Raw genomic sequence first — 19,927 nt, forward strand, 5'->3', positions numbered from 1 at the left:
TGGCGGCGATATTCTCCGAATTCCTGCGGATGTCAATCGGGAAAATCGCGCGAAGGTTGGCAATCGTAAGAGTGCCGCATATGACCGCCGCCGAAGATCCGTTTGTCGGGGGGGCGCCACATACACCACCGTCACGCCGGACCTGATCCGGCGTCCAGCAGCGCCGCGTCTGCGGCGCGGGAAGTGATTCATTCGCGCAAGGACTTGCGCGGCTGGACGCCGGATCGAGTCCGGCGTGACGGAGGGGGTAGGTGCCAACGGTATCACAGCGTTTGCACGAGGCCGTGTGTGCACGCCGGCGGCACGAACCGCGCCGCCGTCACCGCCGCCCCTCATCCGCCTGCCGGCACCCTCTCCCCGCCTGCGGGGAGAGGGGCAGCCTCGCGACCTCAGGTGAGGGGCAGCCTCGCGACTTCGGGCGCGGGGCCCGCCCTCAGTCCTCGTGGATCAGGCTGTGGTCGCGGGTATCGCGCATGCGGATGTAGACGATCAGCGACAGGCCGATCATGATCGTCACGTACCAGAAGAACCAGCTTTCGTGGCCGATCTGCTTGAACTTCAGCGCCACCCATTCCGCCGTGCCGCCGAAGATGGTGTTGGCGAGCGCGTAGGGCAGGGCCACGCCGAGCGCGCGGATATGGGCCGGGAACAGCTCGGCCTTCACCACCGCGTTGATCGAGGTGTAGCCGGTGACGATCAGAAGGCCGGCGAGCACCAGGCCGAAGGCGACATAGGGATCGCTGGTGCCTGACAGCGTCGAGAAGATCAGGTGCGTGAACAGGACGCCCAGCACGCCGAAACCGACCATGATCGGCTTGCGGCCGATGCGGTCGGAGAGCGCGCCGGCGAGCGGCTGGCAGAGCATGAAGATGAACAGCGCCGCCGTGGTGATCTCCGTCGCCACCTCCTTGCTGAAGCCCGAGGTGTTGACCAGAAACTTCTGCAGGTAGGTCGTGTAGGCGTAGAAGGCCAGCGTGCCGCCGGCGGTCAGCGCCAGCACCATGAAGGCTTCCTTCGGATACTTGACGAACAGCGTCCAGCCCGAGGACTTCGGGGTGCCGCCCGCCTTGGCGTTTTCAAACGACTGCGTCTCGGCCAGGCCCCGACGGATGTAGAAGACCACGATCGCCAGCACCCCGCCGATGAAGAACGGAATGCGCCAGCCCCAGTCCGTCAGTTGCTCGGGCGTCAGCACCCGCTGCAGCACGAGCAGCACGGCGAGCGCCAGCAACTGCCCGGAAATCAGCGTCACGTACTGGAAGGACGAGAAGAAGCCACGCCGGCTCTTGCCGGCCATTTCGGAGAGATAGGTGGCGCTGGCGCCATATTCGCCGCCGACGCTGATGCCCTGCAAGAGGCGGGCGAAGACGAGGATGGCCGGGGCCAGGACGCCGATCGTCGCATGCCCGGGGGTGACCGCGATCAGCAGCGAGCCGAGGCACATCAGCGTGACGGACAGGGTGAGGCCCGCCTTGCGGCCGCGCCGGTCGGCGTAGATCCCCATGAACCAGGCCCCGATCGGCCGCATCAGGAAGCCGACCGCAAAGACGGCGGCAGCGCTCAGAAGCTCGGCCGTCTGGTCGCCGGAGGGGAAGAACACGGGGGCGAAGTAGAGCGTGAAGGCGGAATAGACGTACCAGTCGTACCATTCCACGAGATTGCCGGCAGAGCCGCCGATGATGGATTTCAGACGCGTGCGCTGGTCCGGTGCGGCCGGTACCCCGACGTCTCGAAGTGTAACTGTCATTGATGGGTCCACATGGAACTGCGGGCTGGCCTTCGTGCGCTTGGCTGCGCGGCCGGTCGGCCCGGTCGTTGATGTTGTCCGCAAACTGCCAGGAACCGGCGGGAGGGCGACGGTTCAGCGGATGGCATCCTCCTATCCCCATGTGCGACGACAGGCAATGTTCACATGTTAATTTTCTCTTGCGTCGGCGATTTTCGCGGACATGCCTGAGGCCGCGCCCGCCGGCATTGCCGCCACGGATGCGGGGACGCGGCCAGGGCAATCGCGTGTGACGCCACGCCCGATGCCCGGCCGGCATCTCCCCGAAAAAGGCAGGAAAACCAGAGGCATGCGCTTGTCCGATCGAAGGCCTTGGTGGCGCGTCCGGGCTAAACCCTCCCCCTTGCGGGGAGGGTTGGGGAGCGGTTTTCTTCCCTCAGCGTCCGCCTCGGGATCGCATTCATCACGATCAGAGATCGGTGCCCGCGACGTCGTCTGCAGCCTCGGTGGGGTCTTCCGCCATGCCGATCTTCTCCTCGATCGCCTTGCGGATGTCGGCTTCGACCGCCGCGCGTTCCTCGGGCGACATCGCCTCCAGGTCGTCCTCGGATATCCCCAGCGACTGCAGGATCTGCGCGCGCAGGCGCTCGGTCGGGTCCATGTCCGCCCATTCGAGGAACTCGTCGCGCGGGCTGGGGAGGGGGCTGTCCTCGGATGCCTTGAGCGTCCACAGCGAACTGGCAAGGCTCGAGGTGCCGAGCGAGGGCCCGACGGTCGGCGCGCCCGCGCTGGCGACCGAGGCGGTGCGGCCGGGGCCGTCGCCGTCATTGGCGAAGTTGCGCGGCTGCTGGAAGGAATATGAGTAGGCCGTCAGGCGGCCGCTATCGATCTTCATCGGATCTCTCCCCGTGGCGCGGGAGCCCCGCGCGATCGTCTGGTTGCGATTCCCGCGCATGTCGCGGGAACGGGGGCACGCTAGGTTGCACAGCTTATGCGAGCCTTGCTGTCGCTACGGCAGCGTATAGGCGATCACGTAGTCGCCCGGCTTGGTGCCGATCGAGCCGTGTCCGCCGGCCACGATCAGCACGTACTGCTTGTCGCCCACCGTATAGGTCATTGGCGTCGACTGGCCGCCGGCGGGAAGGCGGGCCTGCCAGAGTTCCTCGCCGGTGGTCACGTCGTAGGCGCGCAAGTAGTCGTCGACGGCGGCCCCCAGGAAGGCGACGCCGCCCTTGGTGATGATCGGCCCGCCGATGCCGGGCACGCCCACCTTCAGGGGCAGCGGCACCGGCGCCATGTCGCGCACCGTGCCGTTCTTCAGCTTGTAGGCGATCTTGCCGGTGCGCAGGTCGGCGCCGGCGACATAGCCCCATGGCGGCGCCTGGCAGGGGATGGCGAGCGGACCGAGGAATGGCCCCATGTAGACGCCGTAGGGCGCGCCCTCGTTGCGGTTCAGCCCCTGCTCGGAGCCCTTTTCGTCCTGCTCCTTCGGCGGGATCTGGTCGCGCGGCACGAGCTTGGAGGTGAAGGCGAGATAGGTCGGCATGCCGAACATGATCTGCCGTTCGGGGTCGACGGCGACCGAGCCCCAGTTGAACACGCCGAAATTGCCGGGATAGACGAGCGTGCCCTCGAGCGAGGGCGGCGTGTAGCGTCCCTCGTATTTCAGCCGGCGGAAGTCGATGCGGCAGGCGAGCTGGTCGAACATCGTCACGCCCCACATGTCCTTTTCCGTCAGAGGATCCGGCATGAAGGTGAGGTCGGAGACCGGCTGCGTCGGCGCGGTGAAATCCTCCGGGATCGCGCCCGAAGGCGCGGGGAACTCGGTCACCGCCAGGATCGGCTCGCCGGTGCGCCGGTCGAGCACGTAGATGTCGCCCTGCTTGGTCGGGCCGACCAGCGCCGGCACCACCGTGCCGTCCTCCTTGGTGATGTCGAGCAGGGCCGGCTGGGCGGGAACGTCCATGTCCCACAGGTCGTGGTGCACGGTCTGGCGCACCCAGCGCACCTGCCCGGTCTCGATGTCGAGGGCGACGATGGAGGAGGAATATTTCTCGACATTGTCGCTGCGGTTCATGCCGAGTTGGTCCGGCACCTGGTTGCCGAGCGGCACGTAGATGAGCCCGAGCGCCTCGTCATAGCTGGAAACCGACCAGCTGTTCGGCGAGTTGGTGGTGTAGGTCTGTCCCGGCTGCAACGGCGTGGTGACGTCCGGATTGCCGCTGTCCCAGTTCCACACGAGCGCGCCGGTGGCGATGTCGAAGGCGCGGATCACCCCGGATTGCTCGTGGATCGAGTAGTTGTCGTTGACCGCGCCCGCCACGATGATCTTGCCGGCGACGGCGACCGGCGGCGAGGTCGAATAATAGTAGCCGGCCGGATTGTACTGCATGCCCGTTTCCAGGTGCAGCACGCCGTTGTCGGCAAAGGTCGTGCAGATCTCCCCGCTCGCCGCGTCGAGCGCGATCAGCCGCGCGTCCGAGGTCGGCAGGTAGACGCGCTCGGCGCAGGGCGCGCCGGCGGCTGCCGCCGGGTCCTTCCAGTAGGTGACGCCCCGGCAGGTCTGGTGCTGGCGGTCGGGGTTCATGCCGGAATTGCTGTCGAACTTCCATTTCTCCTGCCCCGTCGCCGCGTCGAGCGCGATCGCCCAGTTGTGCGGTGTGCAGAGGTAGAGCGTGTCGCCGATCTTGAGCGGCGTCACCTGGTAGGTGGTCTCGCCGACGTCGTCCGGCAGCTTCACGTCGCCCGTCTGGTATTGCCAGGCGACCTGAAGCGTGCCGACATTGCCGGTGGTGATCTGGTCGAGCGGCGAATAGCGCTGGCCGTAGGGCGTGCGGCCGTACTGGTGCCACTCGCCGGGCGGCACGTCGCCGCCGAGCGCCGGCGTGGTGTTCAGCGCCGTCACCGGCAGGCTGCCGCGGATGTCGCGCACGTCCTGGGTCATCGCATAGGCCGCGACCACGACGGCGACGCCGCAGGCGACCGCGAGCGGCAGCCACGAGGCCGGGTAGACCTGCCCGGTCGGGCTCGAAAAGCCGAGCGGCCGGCGGATCGCCGGCAGCATCAGCCACAGCCCGAGCAGTACGATGATGCCCCCGCGCGGGCCGAGCTGCCACCAGTCGAACCCGACCTCCCACACCGCCCAGGCGAGCGAGCCGAGGATAAGCGCCGCATAGATCCAGATCGCCGGCGGCCGCTTCAGGAACAGGAAGATGCCGGTCGCCAGGAAGAACAGCCCGGCCACCAGATAGTAGGGGCTGCCCCCCAGCGCCACCAGCCAGCCGCCGCCCGCAAGGAGGACGATGCCGATGATGTCGAACAGGATGGCGGTGAGGATGAGGAGCATGGGCATTCTCCAAAAAGCGCAGGTGGCGACACGGGATAGGCCGGCCGGGACCTCGGACCGGGAACCTCAAACGAAGAACTAGTGCTCGCTTTCGTTCAATCAACAGGTGCGCGCGACAGCGCTTTCGGCAGGGCGCGGGCCGGGGCCGCGCGGGGATGCATCGGGCCGTCGCCGATGGCAAACCCCTCTGGCCCTCTTCCATGTGGAGCGGGCGGAGAGGGGCCTTCATTCCACAAGCCGCCGGCCCCGATCAGCGGGCCGATCTCGCGAGGAAGACCGCGCGCTGGGCTTCGAAGGCGCGCTTGTAGGCCGGCCGCGCCTGTCCGCGGGCGACATAGGCCGCAAGATTCGGATAGGCTTCCATCAGTCCCGATCCGCTCGCCCGCAGCAGCACCGACACCATCGCGAGGTCGCCGGCGCTGAACGCGCCGTCCAGCCATTCGCCGTTGCCGAGCCGGGTGGAGAGTTCGCCGAGCCGCGTGCGGATGCGGTCGTCGATGAGCGCCAGGCGCGCCTCGGTCCAGCTCTTGTCGCCCTCCGCATACCGGGCCGTCTCGCGCTCGACGATCACCGGCTCCATCGTGGTGAGCGCAGCGAAGATCCACATGATCGCCCGCGCCCGGGCAGTGGCGTCGTCGGGAAGCAGGCCGGCATGGTTTTGGGCGATATGGAGCACGATCGCGCCGGACTCGAACAGCGAAAGATCGCCCTCCTCATAGGTGGGGATCTGCCCGAAGGGCTGAAGCGCCAGATGCGCCGGTTCCTTCATCGCCCTGAACGACAGAAGGCGGACCTCGTAGGCCAGGCCCGCCTCCTCGAGCGCCCAGCGCACGCGCATGTCCCGCGCCAGCCCCCTGCCGCGGTCGGGCGAATTCTCGAAGGCGGTAAGGGTGATCGTCATCGCTCTCCTCCATGGCCGGGTCCTGCCCCTGTCCTTCCGAGGACGAATGGCGCACCGCCATCCCGACAAGGCCTGTGCGATATGATATCCTCCCGCCCCATCGCGGTGCAGTTCGCGTGGGGGGATCTCTGATGAAATTCATCGTGCTCTTGAGCCTGTTGCTGGTCGGCGGCGCTGCATTCGGAGCGGAACGGATACCGCAACAGATCGCCGACCGGGAAATCGGGCGCAAGGCCGTACAGGCGGTGATCTGGGGCATGCCCGCCGTCAACTACGACCTGATGCGCCAGGAGATGCTGTCGAAGACGCCCGGCAAGGTCGGCCAGGTGATCTACTGGGGCCGCCCGCTTGACTGGCGGAACCAGACGCTGACGCCCAATCCGGACGCCCTCTACTTCATGGTCTTCTTCACCACCAGGGACGGCCCCGTCGTGCTCGATCTGCCGCCGGCCGAAGCCGGCGCCTCCTTCAACGGCAACATCGTCAACGCCTGGCAACTGCCGCTGGAAGACGCCGGCCTGCTCGGTCTCGACAAGGGCAAGGGCGGCCGGTACGTCGTGCTGCCGCCCGGCTATGCGGAGAAACTGCCCGAGGGCTTCATCCCGCTGCCGTCGGAGGTGTTCGGCGGCTACATGCTGTTCCGCTCGAACCTGAAGAGCCACGACGACGCCGACGTACGGGCCTCGATCGACTACGGTAAAAAGATGAAGGTCTACCCGCTGTCTGCGGCCGCCGATCCGCCCGAGACTGTGTTCACCGACGTCAAGGACATCCTCTTCGATTCCACCATCAAGTGGGATGCGGGCTTCTTCGAAAACCTGAACCGCGTCGTCCAGGAGGAGCCGTGGATCGTCCGCGACCGGGTGATGATCGACCAGTTGGCGTCGCTCGGCATCGAGAAGGGCAAACCCTACCAGCCCGACGGACACATGAAGGCGCTGATGACGTCGGCGATCGAAGAGGGTCGGGCGCTGCTGGAGGCGAAATACGGCGCCGGCCTGCCGCCGTTCTTCTCCGAGACGAGCCGCTGGACCTTCCCGACCTACCCGGACCTCATCCAGGCCGGTAGTCGGGGCTTCGACGAGGAGAACGCCTATCCCGTCGACCACCGCGGCGTCACCTACAGCTATGCCTATATCGGCATCAAGCGGCTCGGGGCGGGGCAGTTCTATTCGATCTCGATCCGCGACCGCGACGGCAACGCCTTCGACGGCGCCGGCACCTATCGGCTGAACGTGCCGCCGGACGTTCCCGTCCAGCAATACTGGTCGGTGACCGCCTATGACCGGGAAACCCACGCGCTGATCAGGAATGTCGCCCGCGCCAGCCGCTCGTCGCAGATCCCCGAGCTTCAAAAGAACGCCGACGGCTCGATCGACCTCTATTTCGGCCCGAAGGCGCCCGAGGGCCAGGAGGCGAACTGGGTACCGACCGATCCCAAGCGGAACTTCGAGCTGATGTTCCGCGCCTACGGGCCGACGAAGGATTTCTTCGACCGGAAGTGGGTGCTGTCCGACGTCGTCAAGGTCGGCGAGTAGGGCCTTACTGCATTACCTCGCAGGCCTTCGTCATCTCCGCCTTCTTCACGCTGTCCGTCTCCATTTCGGCCATGTGCAGGCAGTCGGCCTTGGTTCCCGTAGTCGTCCCTGCCGCGGGCGCCGCGCCGGGCTGCGTCGCCTCGGTGCTCATGGTATCCGACTGCAGGATGTCGGACTTCATCATGTCCTCGGCATGGACGGGTGCTGCGTGGACCACGGCGAGAAGGGCGCAGGCCGCGACGCCTCGGATCAGGCCGGGGATCAGGCTGGCGATGAAGCTGTTCATGTCGGGTCCTCCACGAAGTGCAACGGTGTTGCAGCTTAGCACACGCGCAGGAGAAATCACGCGACGCGCTCTACTGTCCGATGCGGCGCTCCTGCATCTCCTCGCCCACGAAGCAATTGTAGTCCGCCCAGCCGGCCACGCGCTTGACGAGCGGATCGGGTCGCGGCAGCCCGCCGATGACCGGCCCGAGGATCTCGATGACGAGCTTCTTCAGAATGGCGTCTGCGAAGTCGCCGGGATCCTTGACCGTCAGCAGAAAGGCCCCGTCGCCGCCGATCACGCAGTTCTCGTAATAGGCGTCGAGGTCGGGGATCGATGCGGAATCCCGCGCCAGCATCACGGCAAGCCCGTCGATCACGATGCCCCGGGCGACGGTCGAATTGCGGGCCACGGGCGCCGGCACACCCGCATTGTTCGGCCCGTCCCCCGATAGGTCGATCACCCGCCGCACGCCCGGGAACGGGTTGATCGCAAAGAGGTTTCGCGAAAAGGCAAGCGTGTTGGAAATGGAGGTGAACGATATCCGCCGCAGCGGCTGCCGGCGCAGCGCCTCGGCGAACCGGGCCGCACTGCCCGCGCCGTCGATCAGCGTCCAGGGGACGGTCTGCACCGCCGAGCCACCCCACTCGACATAGGTCACCACGATCCTGCCGACCGCGCCGCTCTCGATCGCGCTGACGAGCACGGGCTGGAGAAACGCGTTCACATAGCCCTCGCGCTGCATCCGCTGCTCGTCAATCTCCATCGAATAGGAGACGTCGACGGCAAGCACCAGCGCGAGATCGACCACGACCGGAGCAGTCCGGGCGGGCACGCTGCCTCCCAGAAGGCCAAGGCAGACAAGAAGCGCACATTGCCGTTTCATCGCCATGGGACCCCCGCTGCACGACCATGCCATGCCTGTTCGGCGCAGCCGAAAATCGTCGCTCTACGATCGCCTCAAGTGGCCGTCGCGACAAGTCTAACGATATTTCCAACCCTTCATGCACGAGATGCACCCTAATTTAGTCGGGGTGCAACCAATGGGGCGTTGCCACAATTCGGCGCCAGAATATCGACAATCCTTGTGGCGGGGCTCGCCAAGCGTATGATTCGGAGGAATGGTGCATGCGAAAAATTGGCACTCTGACGCTCGTGGCCTGCGTGTCGGCAACACTCGCTGCCACGCCTGTCGTCCTGGACCTGAAAAGCCCCCTGAAGCTGACCACATCGGCGGCGCTAGCCGGCAATGGCAATGGCGGTGGTAACGGCGGTGGCAACGGCGGCGGGAATGGTGGCGGCAACGGCGGCGGGAATGGCGGCGGCAACGGTGGCGGCAAGGGCAAAAGCGAAAGCCATGCCTCGTCCGATCGCGGAAAATCCGGACAACCGTCCCGCGGCAAGAGCGAAACCGCCAGGTCGAACGATCCTGTAGCGAATGCATTCGGAAAGATCTTCGGCACCCGCAAGAGCGAGGAAAGGCGCGTTGCCTCGAAGAAGACCGTGACGGAAAAGACCAGGGTTTCGCCGAGGGCCGACAAGGCGATCGTGAAGGCCGTCAAGCCCACGCCAAAGCCCAAGGTGGTGACGGAAGTCGCCGCGGTTGAAGTGGAAGAGGCGACCCTGAAGGCGAAGCCAAACCTGGCTGCCAGGCTCGGGGGGCTGAACTCGCTGAAGCGCAACTATCATGCCTACCTCAATTCCAGCGATCCGCGCATGGCCGCGATCCGCGCCTATGTCGTCTCCTATGCGCAGTTTGAGCTCGACAACGGCGTCGATGCGGTCCCGACCGATCCCGCCCTCGGCGACGAGGCCCTGAATGCGGCCCTGCTGGCCGCATCCAACAAGGAAATCGGCACCGTGCAGCAGCCCGGCGACGTCGTGGTGACGGATCCGGAAGTGATGGCGTGGGCAAAGGATGTCCTCGGCGTCGGCCCGGCCGTCGGAAAGATCGACGAGGTGCGCGACGTGATGGCCGCCGAACAGCCGACAGAGACGGAGCCGGAAACGGCAGAAGTGACCGAGTAGGCCGACGTTCAGAAAGACCGGCCCGGACAATCCGGGCCGGCGAGCGTTCACCCGGCCTTATTGTGCGGTGGCTTTTGCCTTCGCCGCATTTTCCTTGATCGCGGCCTCGACGTTTCGGGCGATCTGGTCGATCGAGAACGATGCCGGCTCCTGGCTCGGCGGGTACTCGATGAAGCTTTCAAGGAACTGGGCCGCATGTAGCGTGATCTGGGCGATCTTGAAATCGTTCCTGACGAGCCAGTCGTTGTATTGATCCGAAACGATGTCGGCCTGTTCGTAAGGATCCATGCGCAGATGAAACAGCTTCGGGACCCGGAGCGGCGTGAAGGGCTCCTGCCACACCTGAAAGCCTCCCGGAAACTTCATTTCAACGAAGACGGCCTTCCAGTCTCCAAGCCGGTAGGCGACGAGAACGCCGTCGTCGTTGAAATAGGCGAACGCGTCGCGCGCGCCCTTCTGTTCCGATCCGGTGAGGTAGGGTAGCTGGTTGTAGCCGTCGAGGTGCACCTTGAAGGTCTTGCCGCTGACGTCGGCCCCCTGAAGCAGCCGATCCTTGATGTCGGCATCGCCGGCAGCCGCAAGAAGCGTGGGGAACCAGTCGAGGCCGGAGAACATCTCGCGGGAGATCTTGCCCGAGGGAATTTTTCCGGGCCAGCGAACCATGGCGGGGACGCGGAAGGCGCCTTCGAAGTTGGAGTCCTTTTCGTTCCGGAACGGCGAGCTCGCAGCGTCCGGCCATGACCATTTGTTCGGGCCGTTGTCCGTGGTGTAGACGACGATGGTGTTTTCGGTGATGCCGAGGTCGTCCAGCGTCTTGAGCAGCTTGCCGACGTGCCCGTCGTGTTCGATCATGCCGTCCGCATAGAAATTGCCGGGCATGCCGCTCTGGCCGAGCATCGATTCCCGCACATGCGTGAAGAGGTGCATGCGGGTCGCGTTCATCCAGGTGAAGAACGGTTTTCCCTGCTCGACCTGGCGCTTGATGAAGTCGATCGCGGCATCCGTCGTTTCGTCGTCGATCGTCTCCATGCGCTTCTTGTTCAGCGCGCCGGTGTCCTCGATTTTGCCGTCGGCCGTCGCTTTGACGACGCCCCGTGGAGAGTTCATCTTCGTGAAGGCTTCATCGTCCTTCGGCCAGGTCGGGTTCTCCGGTTCTTCCTCCGCGTTCAGGTGGTAGAGGTTGCCGAAGAACTCGTCGAAACCGTGGTTGGTCGGCAGATACTCGTCGCGGTCTCCAAGATGGTTCTTGCCGAACTGGCCGGTGGCATAGCCCAGCGGCTTCAAGGCCTGGGCGATAGTGATGTCGCGATCCTGCAGGCCGACAGTCGCTCCGGGGACGCCCACCTTGGACAGGCCGGTGCGTTTCGGCGTCTGGCCGGTGATGAAGGAAGACCGGCCCGCCGTGCAACTGTTCTCGGCATAGTAGTCGGTGAAGATCGTGCCTTCTTTCGCGATGCGATCGATATTTGGTGTCTCGAAGCCCATCAGGCCCATCGAATAGGCGCTGACGTTGGTCAGGCCGATGTCGTCCCCGAAAATGACGAGGATGTTGGGCCGATCCGTCGGCGAACCGGAAGGCGCCGGGCTCGCCGCCTGCTGCGCATTTGCGTCGTCTGTCCCCGCCGTGCCGACGATGCCGGCGGCGGCCAGTGCCGATCCTGCTAGAAGAATGTTTCGTCTGGTCAAAGAAATTTTGCCTGGCGCGGACGCCGGGCTTTCATTGGTGCTGTCGTCACGCATGCGGAGGCTCCCACTCAATCCTCGCCACACCCGCCATGAGCATGGCAAGCGTTAAATTAGGGCCGTGACGGCGAATGGAAAGGACGGTTGTACCAGGACGATATTTCACCGAAGCGCGAAGCCCGCTTCCGCGGCCACCCGGAGGGGTGCCGGCGATCGATCCTTGCCCGAAACTTCCGCGAGGCCGGGCGATGGCGACCTGCCGTTCATGTCCCGCCCGCCGCCTGCCTCAGTCCCGACTACAGGATGAAATCGCTTTTGTTGAAGTCGATGGTGGCATCGAGCCGGAGGGAGAATTCGGTCTTCCGGTCGCCGTCCACGTCGCCACGAAGGTAGGTGTCGCCCTTCTGGTTGACATAGCGCAGTTCGCCCGCCTTGCCGCTGAAGGTCTTCTCGCCGATGAAGGTGAAGGCCTGGTCGCCCGAACTGTTGCTGCGGGCGTCGATCCTGGAAAGATCGATCCGGTCTCCGGCGCCGCGTGAAAAATCGTAGATCGTGTCGGGGTTGTTCGCCGTGCTGTCCGAGACCTTCTTGAAGATGAACCGGTCCGCGCCGGATCCGCCGTAGAGCTTGTCGGCCCCGGATCCGCCGGTGAGGCGATCGTTGCCGGCGCCGCCGCTGAGCGTGTTCGCCCCAGAATTGCCCTCCAGCCGGTCGGCGAAGGACGAGCCGCGCAGGCTTTCGATGGAGGAGTATGTGTCGCCTTTTGCATCCCCCGTGTTGGAGGAACGGTTCGCCAGGCTGGCGACGACGCCCTTTTGGGCGCCCTCATAGGATGCCGTGTCGCGGCCGGAACCGCCCCTGAGTTGGTCGGCTCCGGCGCCGCCGATCAGGACGTCGTTGCCGTCCTTGCCGGACAGCCGGTTGGCAAGGGCGTTGCCTTCGAGCCTGTCGGAACGGTCGGAGCCGGTCAGCCGCTCGATCGAGGAATAGGTGTCGCCCTTCGCCTCGCCGGTGTTGGAGGATGGCCGCTGCAGGCTCGCGGTAACGCCCTTGGACGCATCGGCATAGGAGGCCGTGTCCGTCCCGCTGCCGCCCTCCAGCTTGTCGGCGCCGACCCCGCCCTCCAGCGTGTCCTGCCCCGACCCGCCGCGCAGGACATTGTTGGCCGCGTTGCCGGTGATCTTGTTGGCAGCTCCGTTTCCGCTGCCGTGGATGGCAGTCGTGCCCAGCAGCTCGAGGTTCTCGACATTCGCCCCGAGCTTCCAGTCGATACTGGAGCGAACGGTATCGGTGCCCCCGCGGGCCAGCTCTATCGTCTGATCCCCGGCGGAGTTCACGATGTAGATATCGTTGCCCGATCCGCCCTGCATGATGTCGTCGCCACCGCGGCCGTTGAGCGTGTTGTCCGCGCTGTTGCCGTCCAGGCGGTCGTTGGCGCTTCCGCCGACTGCAGCCTCGATCACGACACCCGGCCCGATGGTGACGGAGTTCCTCATTTCCCCGGCGCCGGCGATGTTCTCGCTGAGCGTGCTGAATTCACCGGGCGTCAACCTTATCCAGGCGAATTTCGATCCGTTGTAGACGATCTTGTCGTATCCGCCGGAATCGTCGATCGTCTCGAAATACTTCTTTCCTTCGTCGTAGGAATAGGTCGTGTTCCCTTTGTTGACCTTTCTCGCTCCATAAAGCTCCTTGATGGAGAGAAGGTCGAAATACATCGGCGTTGTCGGGAAGAATTGAAGAAGGCTGCCGGTGACGCCGGGAAGGTTCTTGTTGTAGCTCATGACGGTGTGCATGATGCTGTCGTACTGGCTTGGCATCCGGGTCCCCTCATGTGGATGCTTGAGGCCAAGCGCATGGCCTATCTCGTGCAACATCACGAAATAGACCTCCGATCCCTTCATGAGGGACCGGTCGTGCGGCACATACATGCCGGTTGCCATGTCTATGAACAGGTGATCGTCGTACCAGACGTCGCCCGCATTGGGGCTGTTGCCCGGAAAGAACGCCAGGCCGCGCCCGTTCTCGCCGTGTTCGTTTCGCAGATTGTTGATCTTGGAAAACCGGAGCTCGCCCACCCGGTCCGGAGTATCTGCGACCTTCTTGAAAGTCACGTTTGCGGACTTGGACCACGCCTTGAGGGCCTCGGTGTTCCAGTCCCGTATCCACGGGTCGGCGGAGGCTGCGCCCCCGTTGAGGCTGTCGGCACGGCTGGTGTCGATATAGCCTGGGTAGGAATTGGACCAGTACCCGTCGAGATAGGTGGGATCCGACGGATTTCCTTCGTAATAGCTGTAGGTGAGGGTCACGCCCGAACCGACTGCTCCACCCCATTTTGAGCCGGAGAGCAGGTATTTGGCAGCACCGGTCGAAGCGGTATCGAAAAACCTGGCCGAAACCGAGTTCGAGTTTGGTGTTGCCATAGAGCCTGACCCCTCGCGATGTTATCGGTGATTGAACGCCTGCACGCTAATGCACACGCTAGTTGATCGCGAGGTCGAATGCTACCCGAACAGGGACGCGGCCCGACTTGAGCAACCGCTGGTGCAGACGTGCAACACCACAACTCGGGCTTCCCCTGCCGCCCCTCCGTCCCCCCGACCGCCTCACGTCCCGCAGAAGGTCTGCAGCACTTCCTCGCCGGGCTTCGGAGGCTCGGCGAAGGCGGCGAGGGCCGGCCGGTCGTCATAGGGGCGGGCCAGCACGTCGTTCATCGCCGCAAACAGCGAGAAGTCCTGCTCCTCGATCGCGGCGGCGATCGCCTCTTCGATGCGGTGGTTGCGGGGGATGAAGGCGGGGTTGACGGCGCGCATGGCGGCGGCGCGCTCGGTTGCGGGCCGGGCTTCGCGCGCAAGCCGGGCGCGCCAGCGGGCGAGGAAGGGCGCTGCCGCCTCGGGATCGGCCAGAAGGGCGGCGAAGGCGGGATCGGCGGCCTCGCCGGCGGCTGCGTCCGAGAGCCTGCGGAAGGAGAGCGTGAAATCGGCCTTCTGCCCGGCCATCAGCGCCAGGAAGGCGCGGACGAGCTCGGTGTCCTCGTCGTCTCCAGCTTCGCCACCGCCTTCGCCTGCCGTCCCGCCGAGCCCCAGCTTGGCGCGGATCACGCCGTCCCATTCCGCCTGGAAGCGCTGCATGTAGCGGTCGACCGCATCATTGGCGAGGTCCACCGCCTCGCCGGGCGTTTCGTGCAGGAGCGCAAGCAGCGTCTCGGCGAAGCGGGCGATGTTCCACTGGCCAATCATCGGCTGATTGCCATAGGCATAGCGCCCGGTCTGGTCGATCGAGGAGAACACCGTGCGCGGATCGTAAGTGTCCATGAAGGCGCAGGGGCCGTAGTCGATCGTCTCGCCGGACACGGCCATGTTGTCGGTGTTCATCACGCCATGAATGAAGCCGACGCCGAGCCAGCGGGCGATCAGCGCCGCCTGCCGCGCCGCCACCGCGTCGAGAAGCTTCAGGTAGCGGCCATCCGCCTCCTTCAGTTCCGGATAATGCCGGTCGATGACGTGGTCGGCGAGGATGCGGATGCTGTCGGTGTCGCTACGCGCGGCGAAGAACTGGAAGGTGCCGACGCGGATATGGCTCGCGGCGACGCGGGTGACGATCGCGCCGGGCAGGACCCGCTCGCGGTAGACCGGCTGTCCGGTGGTCACCGCCGCCAGCGCCCGGGTGGTCGGGATGCCGAGGGCCGCCATCGCCTCGCTGACGATGTATTCGCGGAGCACCGGGCCGAGCGCCGCCCGCCCGTCGCCGCGCCGCGAGAACGGGGTCGGGCCTGATCCCTTCAGCTGGATGTCGCGCCGGGCGCCGTCCGGGCGCACGACTTCGCCGAGCAGGATCGCCCGCCCGTCGCCGAGCTGCGGCACGAACTGGCCGAACTGGTGGCCGGCATAGGCCATCGCGATCGGCTCGGAGCCGGGCAGGATGCGGTTGCCGGAAAAGATCGCCGCCCCGTCCGCCTCCAGCGCGTCCGCGTCGAGCCCCATCTCTTCCGCGAGCGCGCGATTGAACTTGATGAGCTTCGGCGCCGCCACTGGCGTCGGCTCGACGTGCGCAAAGAAGCCCTGCGGCAGCCGCGCATAGGAATTGTCGAACGCGATCGGCCCCGCATCGATCCGGTCTCGTAGGGTCGCCGTCTCGGTCATGGCTGTCTCGCTTTCCCTGATCGTGGTGTCTCCAGCCTATTAGATAGGAACGCGCGAGGCGAGCGAAAGTCCGCTGGCAGCTGCAGCGATGGCTGGCCGGCATTCGCCATGTCTTCGCCCAGACCCCAAACGCGACCGTCATACCGGCCCCCGAGCCGGTATCCAGCCCGCGCAGGTCCTTGCGCGAAAGAAGCATCTCCCGCGCCGCGGACGCGGCGCTACTGGGCCCCGGATCAAGTCCGGGGAGACGGCGGAGGTGGGGATGTCGCGCAAAAGAACAGCCGCCCTTCAGGCAAGCAGCGAGGCTGCCGACGAAGTCTTGCTGTTGGCTCTCCTGTCTTCGCCCAGACCCCAAACTGAACCGTCATACCGGCCCCGAGCCGGTATCCAGCCGCGCAAGTCCTTGCGCGAAAGAAGCATCTCCCGCGCCGCAGACGCGCCGCTGCTGGGCCCCGGATCAAGTCCGGGGAGACGGCAGAGGTGGGGATGCCGCGTCAGAACGGTGGCCTCTCGGCAAGCAGCCATCCTGTCGACAAAGGCTTGCTCCGGAGGCTCCGCCTTCGCCCGAGGCCCCGAAACTGAACCGTCATACCGGCCCCCGAGCCGGTATCCAGCCCGCGCAAGTCCTTGCGCGAAAAGAGCATGCCCCGCGCCGCGGACGCGACGCCTTTGGACCACGGATTCGGGGAGACGGCGGGAACGTGGAATCCCCCGCAAGAAAACGGCCCGCCTTTCGGCGGGCCGCTGGCTTTCGTGGACTGCCGAATTCCGGGCTACCGGCCGTGGCGGCGGTTGCGGCCGGTACCGCTCGGGTTCCGGAACTCGGAGCGCCGGGCGATGTGGCCGTCGAGGCCCTCCGATCCGGCAAGGTCGATCGGGCCGCAGCCCCAGTCGTAGTTGGGCCGTCCGAGCCAGCCGGAAAACAGCCGCCCGAACAGGCCGGTGCCGTGCCGCTTGCCGGCGGCGTGTCTATGACCCTTGCTCTGATGCTCCTTCGTCGACATGACGATGTCTCCTCAAGGTCTTCTCCTCAGGCGCTCATGGCCGGCTGCGGCATGCAGGCCCGGCAAATGGCGCCGATATGGCGATGGTCGGTGCCACAGCAGCCGCCGAGAAGGCGCAATTGCGGCATCCGTCCGACGAACGCGCGGTAGCGCCGGCCGAAGTCTTCGGGGTCGCCGGCGTCCAGCGTCTCGCTCTCGTCGAGCTCCTGGTGGCTCAGCGCCGAGGCGTTGGCGCGGATGCCGCCGATCCGCCGGATCCAGCCGCTGCCGTGATCGAGCGCGTCCTCGAAATGAACAGGATGCGCGCAGTTGACCATGTAGAACAGCGGATAGCCGCCGGTGGCGGCGTCCACCGCCTCGATCGCCTCCTGCAGGGTCCTGCCGGTGACGATCCTGCCGTCCGTCTCGACGGTGAAGGCGATCACGCAGGGGATCGCGGCCTTCCGGGCCGCCCTTGCCACGCCGATAGCCTCGTCGATGTTGGTGAGCGTCACCGCGCTGACCATGTCGGCCTCGGTGGCGGCGAAGGTCTCGACCTGCGGCCGGTGATAGGCCTCGGCCTCGTCGGCGCTCATGGTGCCGGCCTTGTAGCCGTCGCCGCGCGGGCCGATGGCGCCGTTCAGGACGATCGGCTGGCCGGGACGCTCGTAAAGCTTGCGAAGCTGGACGAGCATGCCGATCGCCTCTTCGTTCACGGCCTTCAGTGCGTCTGCGTCGTAGCCGAGCTTGTCCGCCCAGTCCGGGCTTGCCCGCCAGGTCGGCGTGTCGAGCACGAAGCCGACGCCGGCGCTGCGGGCCAGCTCGAGATAGCGGATGTAGTAGTCCTTCAGCTTGCGCCGCCCTTCGGGGCTGGCCATCAGCACGAAGGAAGCGAAATGCGGCAGATCCACGCCCTCGTGGAAAATCAGCGTCGTCTCCATGCCGCCGTCGGTGAGAAACCGTTCTCCCCGCGTCAGCGGCAGGCCATGTCTGTACTTTGCCATAACTTTCTCCACTCGTTACACTTCCGTCCCGGAAAAGCCTGGAGCGGGCGCGGTCTTGCGAACGCGCCAAATGAGAGCCATGTCATGAGCAGTGTTTTGGTTATCCCTCAATGCGATTTCGTCTTGAGGATTTTTCCCACATTTTCCGAAACGCGTGTGGATTTTTGCCTGTTTTCCGCCCGTAAAACTAGGCGTCTCGTGGTCAAGCTCCAGCAGGAAGAGCTCATATGAGCGATTAATCAATTGCTTGGAGGCCGCTTTCACGTCAATGTTAATGCTAGTGGCGGGGCGTGAAGGGCGAAAACTGTACCGGCGGTGCAGGAGGCTGCGCATGCGCAAGGGCGACGAGACGCGCGCACGAATACTGCAGGTGGCAGAGGCCGCCGTGCTCGCCAAGGGCTTCGGTGCGACCTCGATCGAGGAACTGATCACCGAGACCGGCATCACCAAGAGCGGGTTCTTCTATCACTTCCACGACAAGAACGAGCTCGCCAGGGCGCTGCTGGAACGCTACCTGGAAAACGACAACCGCATCTACGACGAGATCTTCGGCCGCGCCCGCGAACTTGCGGACGATCCGCTGCAGGCGTTCCTGCTCGGCCTGAAGCTTTTGTCCGAGCAACTCGCCGACCTGCCGAACGGCCATCCCGGCTGCCTCGTCGCCGTCATGTGCGTGCACGAGCGCGCCTTCGACCGCGGCATCCAGGAGATCAACCGCCAGGCGGCGCTGGCATGGCGCAGCCGGTTCCGGGCGATGTTTGCCGAGATCATGGAGGTCTACGAGCCGCGCGAGCCCCTCGACCCCGACCGGCTCGCCGACATGGTCTCCACCGTGCTCGAAGGCGGCATCGTCATGTCCAAGGCGCTGCGCGAGCCGAGCAGCCTGCCCGACCAGCTGCTCGTCCTGCGCTCCTTCGTCAGGATGCTGTTTCGTGGCGGCATCGAGCGCCGGGCGGCCGCTGCGTCCTGAGCGGGCGGGCCGCGGCAGGGGAGCGCTACGCCACGAGCATCAGGCAGCCGAGCCCCTGGCCGAAGGCGGCCAGCCGGCGGAGGCGGTAGGAGACGGCCTCGGCGGCGCGCTTCAGCGCCGGCCGCAGCGTCGGCAGCCAGCCCCGGGCATAGAGCCGCCCGCGCCAGGTGTGGGCGATCGTATAGGTGCCGAGCCCGACGATGCGGTTGCTCCAGCTGTCCTTGTAGGCGGTCGGGTTGGCGAGCAGGTCGTAGGTCGAAACGCCGTTGTCGATCAGCCAGCAGACGGTCATCTCCATCTGCACCTTGCCGGGCGAGGCGTCGCGCAGGTCCCAGTCGAAGGCGCCGAGATAGCAATAATAGTGGCCGGCGTGCAGAAAGCCCAGCTCAATCGCCGCGATCCGCTCGCCTGTTTCCAGCACGAACAGGCAGGCGCCCTCGCGGCGGCCCCGGTCGCCCTGCAGCCCGGCGAGGAAGCCGGCAAAGCCCGGCTGCGACAGGCCGATGCCGAGCCGTCCCGTCTCGGCCAGCCAGCGCCGCTTCATCGTCAGCGCCTGCCGGACGGTCGGCGCAAACGCCGGCTCGTCCGGCCACAGCACCGAAAACCGTAAGTCACCGTGGCGGGCGAGATGGTTGCGCCGGCGGTTGCGGTTGCGCCGCTGCAGCTTGCCGAGCCCGGCGAGATAGGCGTCCGAGGAGGAAAATCCGGTCAGGTCGAGCAGGGAGGCGGCATTGCGCACGGTCGCGGCCGGGGCGGCCCGCGACAGCATCGCCGCCAGCGCCGAGCCGTCCGGAACCGCCTCGAACAGCGCGACGTCGAAGCCGCCCGATGCGGTCAGCGAAGAGAGCAGCCCGTCTGCGATCGCCGCCGTCCGGCCGGCGAATTCCGGGTCGAGGATGAGCGTGCTGTACTGGCTGTGCGTGCCGCCGAGCGTCTCGATGCGGCGCAGCGCCCCGCGCAGGCCGCCCACCATCAGCGGCCACACGGCGACCAGCCGGTCGCCCGCCCGGACGGTGGCGACGAAGGGCCGGGGGGTGCCGCTGCCGCCGGCAAAGCATTCCGCCCAAGCCCTGCACCACAGGTAACTCTGGAAGAACGACAGCCCGCCGTCGCAGCGCCGCTCCAGCGCCCGCCATTCGTCCGCGATCGCCTCCATGCCGGCGATGTCCGTCAGGACGCGGACGGCAAGTCCTCCGCCGTCCTGCTCCCTCTCATTGCTTCCCCGCACACCAGCCCCCGGCCTTCGGCCCTCTGGCCCCGATCATTCGCGCGCGATACTCGGTTGCAGGGCTGAAGAAATACTTGCCGGAAAGGTCACGATTGCGTGTGTGGGCCGCGTCA

General features: G+C 65.9%; 15 protein-coding genes. 3 read left to right on the top strand and 12 right to left on the bottom strand.

Translation table 11 applies throughout. The annotated features are described in order from the left end of the window. Positions 1-433: 433 nt before the first annotated feature. The 4 genes from LQK81_RS02490 to LQK81_RS02505 form a co-directional block, all read right to left on the bottom strand. Positions 434-1,747, bottom strand: a complete 1,314-nt coding sequence (locus tag LQK81_RS02490) for an MFS transporter (RefSeq protein ID WP_230803087.1) — start codon at positions 1,745-1,747, stop codon at positions 434-436. Positions 1,748-2,195: 448 nt separating this feature from the next. Further along, positions 2,196-2,621, bottom strand: coding sequence for a hypothetical protein (locus LQK81_RS02495; RefSeq protein ID WP_230803088.1), 426 nt, complete (start codon positions 2,619-2,621; stop codon positions 2,196-2,198). A 114-nt stretch (positions 2,622-2,735) separates the two neighbouring features. After that, positions 2,736-5,072 (bottom strand): glucose/quinate/shikimate family membrane-bound PQQ-dependent dehydrogenase, encoded by a 2,337-nt coding sequence (locus LQK81_RS02500; protein ID WP_230803089.1) that lies wholly within the window; start codon positions 5,070-5,072, stop codon positions 2,736-2,738. 250 nt (positions 5,073-5,322) lie between these two features. Continuing rightward, a complete protein-coding gene (locus tag LQK81_RS02505) occupies positions 5,323-5,973 on the bottom strand; it encodes a glutathione S-transferase family protein (protein ID WP_230803090.1) in 651 nt (216 codons plus the stop codon). Between the two features lie 131 nt (positions 5,974-6,104). Here LQK81_RS02505 and LQK81_RS02510 point away from each other — a divergent pair, with 131 nt between their 5' ends. Beyond that, entirely contained in the window at positions 6,105-7,511 is a 1,407-nt protein-coding gene (locus LQK81_RS02510) for a DUF1254 domain-containing protein (RefSeq protein ID WP_230803091.1), read from the top strand. A 4-nt stretch (positions 7,512-7,515) separates the two neighbouring features. Here the strand turns inward: LQK81_RS02510 and LQK81_RS02515 are convergent, their stop codons facing one another. Both LQK81_RS02515 and LQK81_RS02520 read right to left on the bottom strand, forming a co-directional pair. Then, a complete protein-coding gene (locus LQK81_RS02515) occupies positions 7,516-7,797 on the bottom strand; it encodes a hypothetical protein (RefSeq protein ID WP_230803092.1) in 282 nt (93 codons plus the stop codon). A gap of 70 nt (positions 7,798-7,867) precedes the next feature. Continuing rightward, positions 7,868-8,611: a DUF1194 domain-containing protein gene (locus LQK81_RS02520; protein ID WP_230803093.1), complete on the bottom strand. Its 744-nt coding sequence runs from the start codon at positions 8,609-8,611 to the stop codon at positions 7,868-7,870. A 293-nt stretch (positions 8,612-8,904) separates the two neighbouring features. On the opposite strand from LQK81_RS02520, the gene LQK81_RS02525 reads away from it, so the two are divergent. Continuing rightward, complete coding sequence (locus tag LQK81_RS02525; protein WP_230803094.1) at positions 8,905-9,804, top strand: hypothetical protein; 900 nt, start codon at positions 8,905-8,907, stop codon at positions 9,802-9,804. A 57-nt stretch (positions 9,805-9,861) separates the two neighbouring features. On the opposite strand, the gene LQK81_RS02530 is transcribed toward LQK81_RS02525, so the two are convergent. From LQK81_RS02530 to LQK81_RS02550, 5 genes are all read right to left on the bottom strand, one after another. After that, entirely contained in the window at positions 9,862-11,544 is a 1,683-nt protein-coding gene (locus LQK81_RS02530) for an arylsulfatase (RefSeq protein ID WP_230803096.1), read from the bottom strand. Between the two features lie 239 nt (positions 11,545-11,783). Further along, positions 11,784-13,910, bottom strand: a complete 2,127-nt coding sequence (locus tag LQK81_RS02535; RefSeq protein ID WP_230803098.1) for a M10 family metallopeptidase C-terminal domain-containing protein — start codon at positions 13,908-13,910, stop codon at positions 11,784-11,786. A gap of 183 nt (positions 13,911-14,093) precedes the next feature. Beyond that, positions 14,094-15,629 (bottom strand): protein adenylyltransferase SelO, encoded by a 1,536-nt coding sequence (locus tag LQK81_RS02540; RefSeq protein ID WP_230803100.1) that lies wholly within the window; start codon positions 15,627-15,629, stop codon positions 14,094-14,096. A 773-nt stretch (positions 15,630-16,402) separates the two neighbouring features. Further along, the gene (locus LQK81_RS02545; RefSeq protein ID WP_230803102.1) at positions 16,403-16,633 is read right to left on the bottom strand and encodes a hypothetical protein; all 231 of its coding nucleotides are present in this window, start codon (positions 16,631-16,633) and stop codon (positions 16,403-16,405) included. Positions 16,634-16,659: 26 nt separating this feature from the next. Continuing rightward, entirely contained in the window at positions 16,660-17,616 is a 957-nt protein-coding gene (locus LQK81_RS02550) for a homocysteine S-methyltransferase family protein (RefSeq protein WP_230803103.1), read from the bottom strand. 331 nt (positions 17,617-17,947) lie between these two features. Here LQK81_RS02550 and LQK81_RS02555 point away from each other — a divergent pair, with 331 nt between their 5' ends. Then, entirely contained in the window at positions 17,948-18,586 is a 639-nt protein-coding gene (locus LQK81_RS02555; protein WP_230803104.1) for a TetR/AcrR family transcriptional regulator, read from the top strand. Positions 18,587-18,611: 25 nt separating this feature from the next. On the opposite strand, the gene LQK81_RS26315 is transcribed toward LQK81_RS02555, so the two are convergent. After that, entirely contained in the window at positions 18,612-19,814 is a 1,203-nt protein-coding gene (locus LQK81_RS26315; RefSeq protein ID WP_230803105.1) for a GNAT family N-acetyltransferase, read from the bottom strand. Positions 19,815-19,927 lie beyond the last annotated feature (113 nt).

It is taken from the genome of Rhizobium sp. GN54 (assembly GCF_021026345.1).
Classification (GTDB): domain Bacteria; phylum Pseudomonadota; class Alphaproteobacteria; order Rhizobiales; family Rhizobiaceae; genus Mycoplana.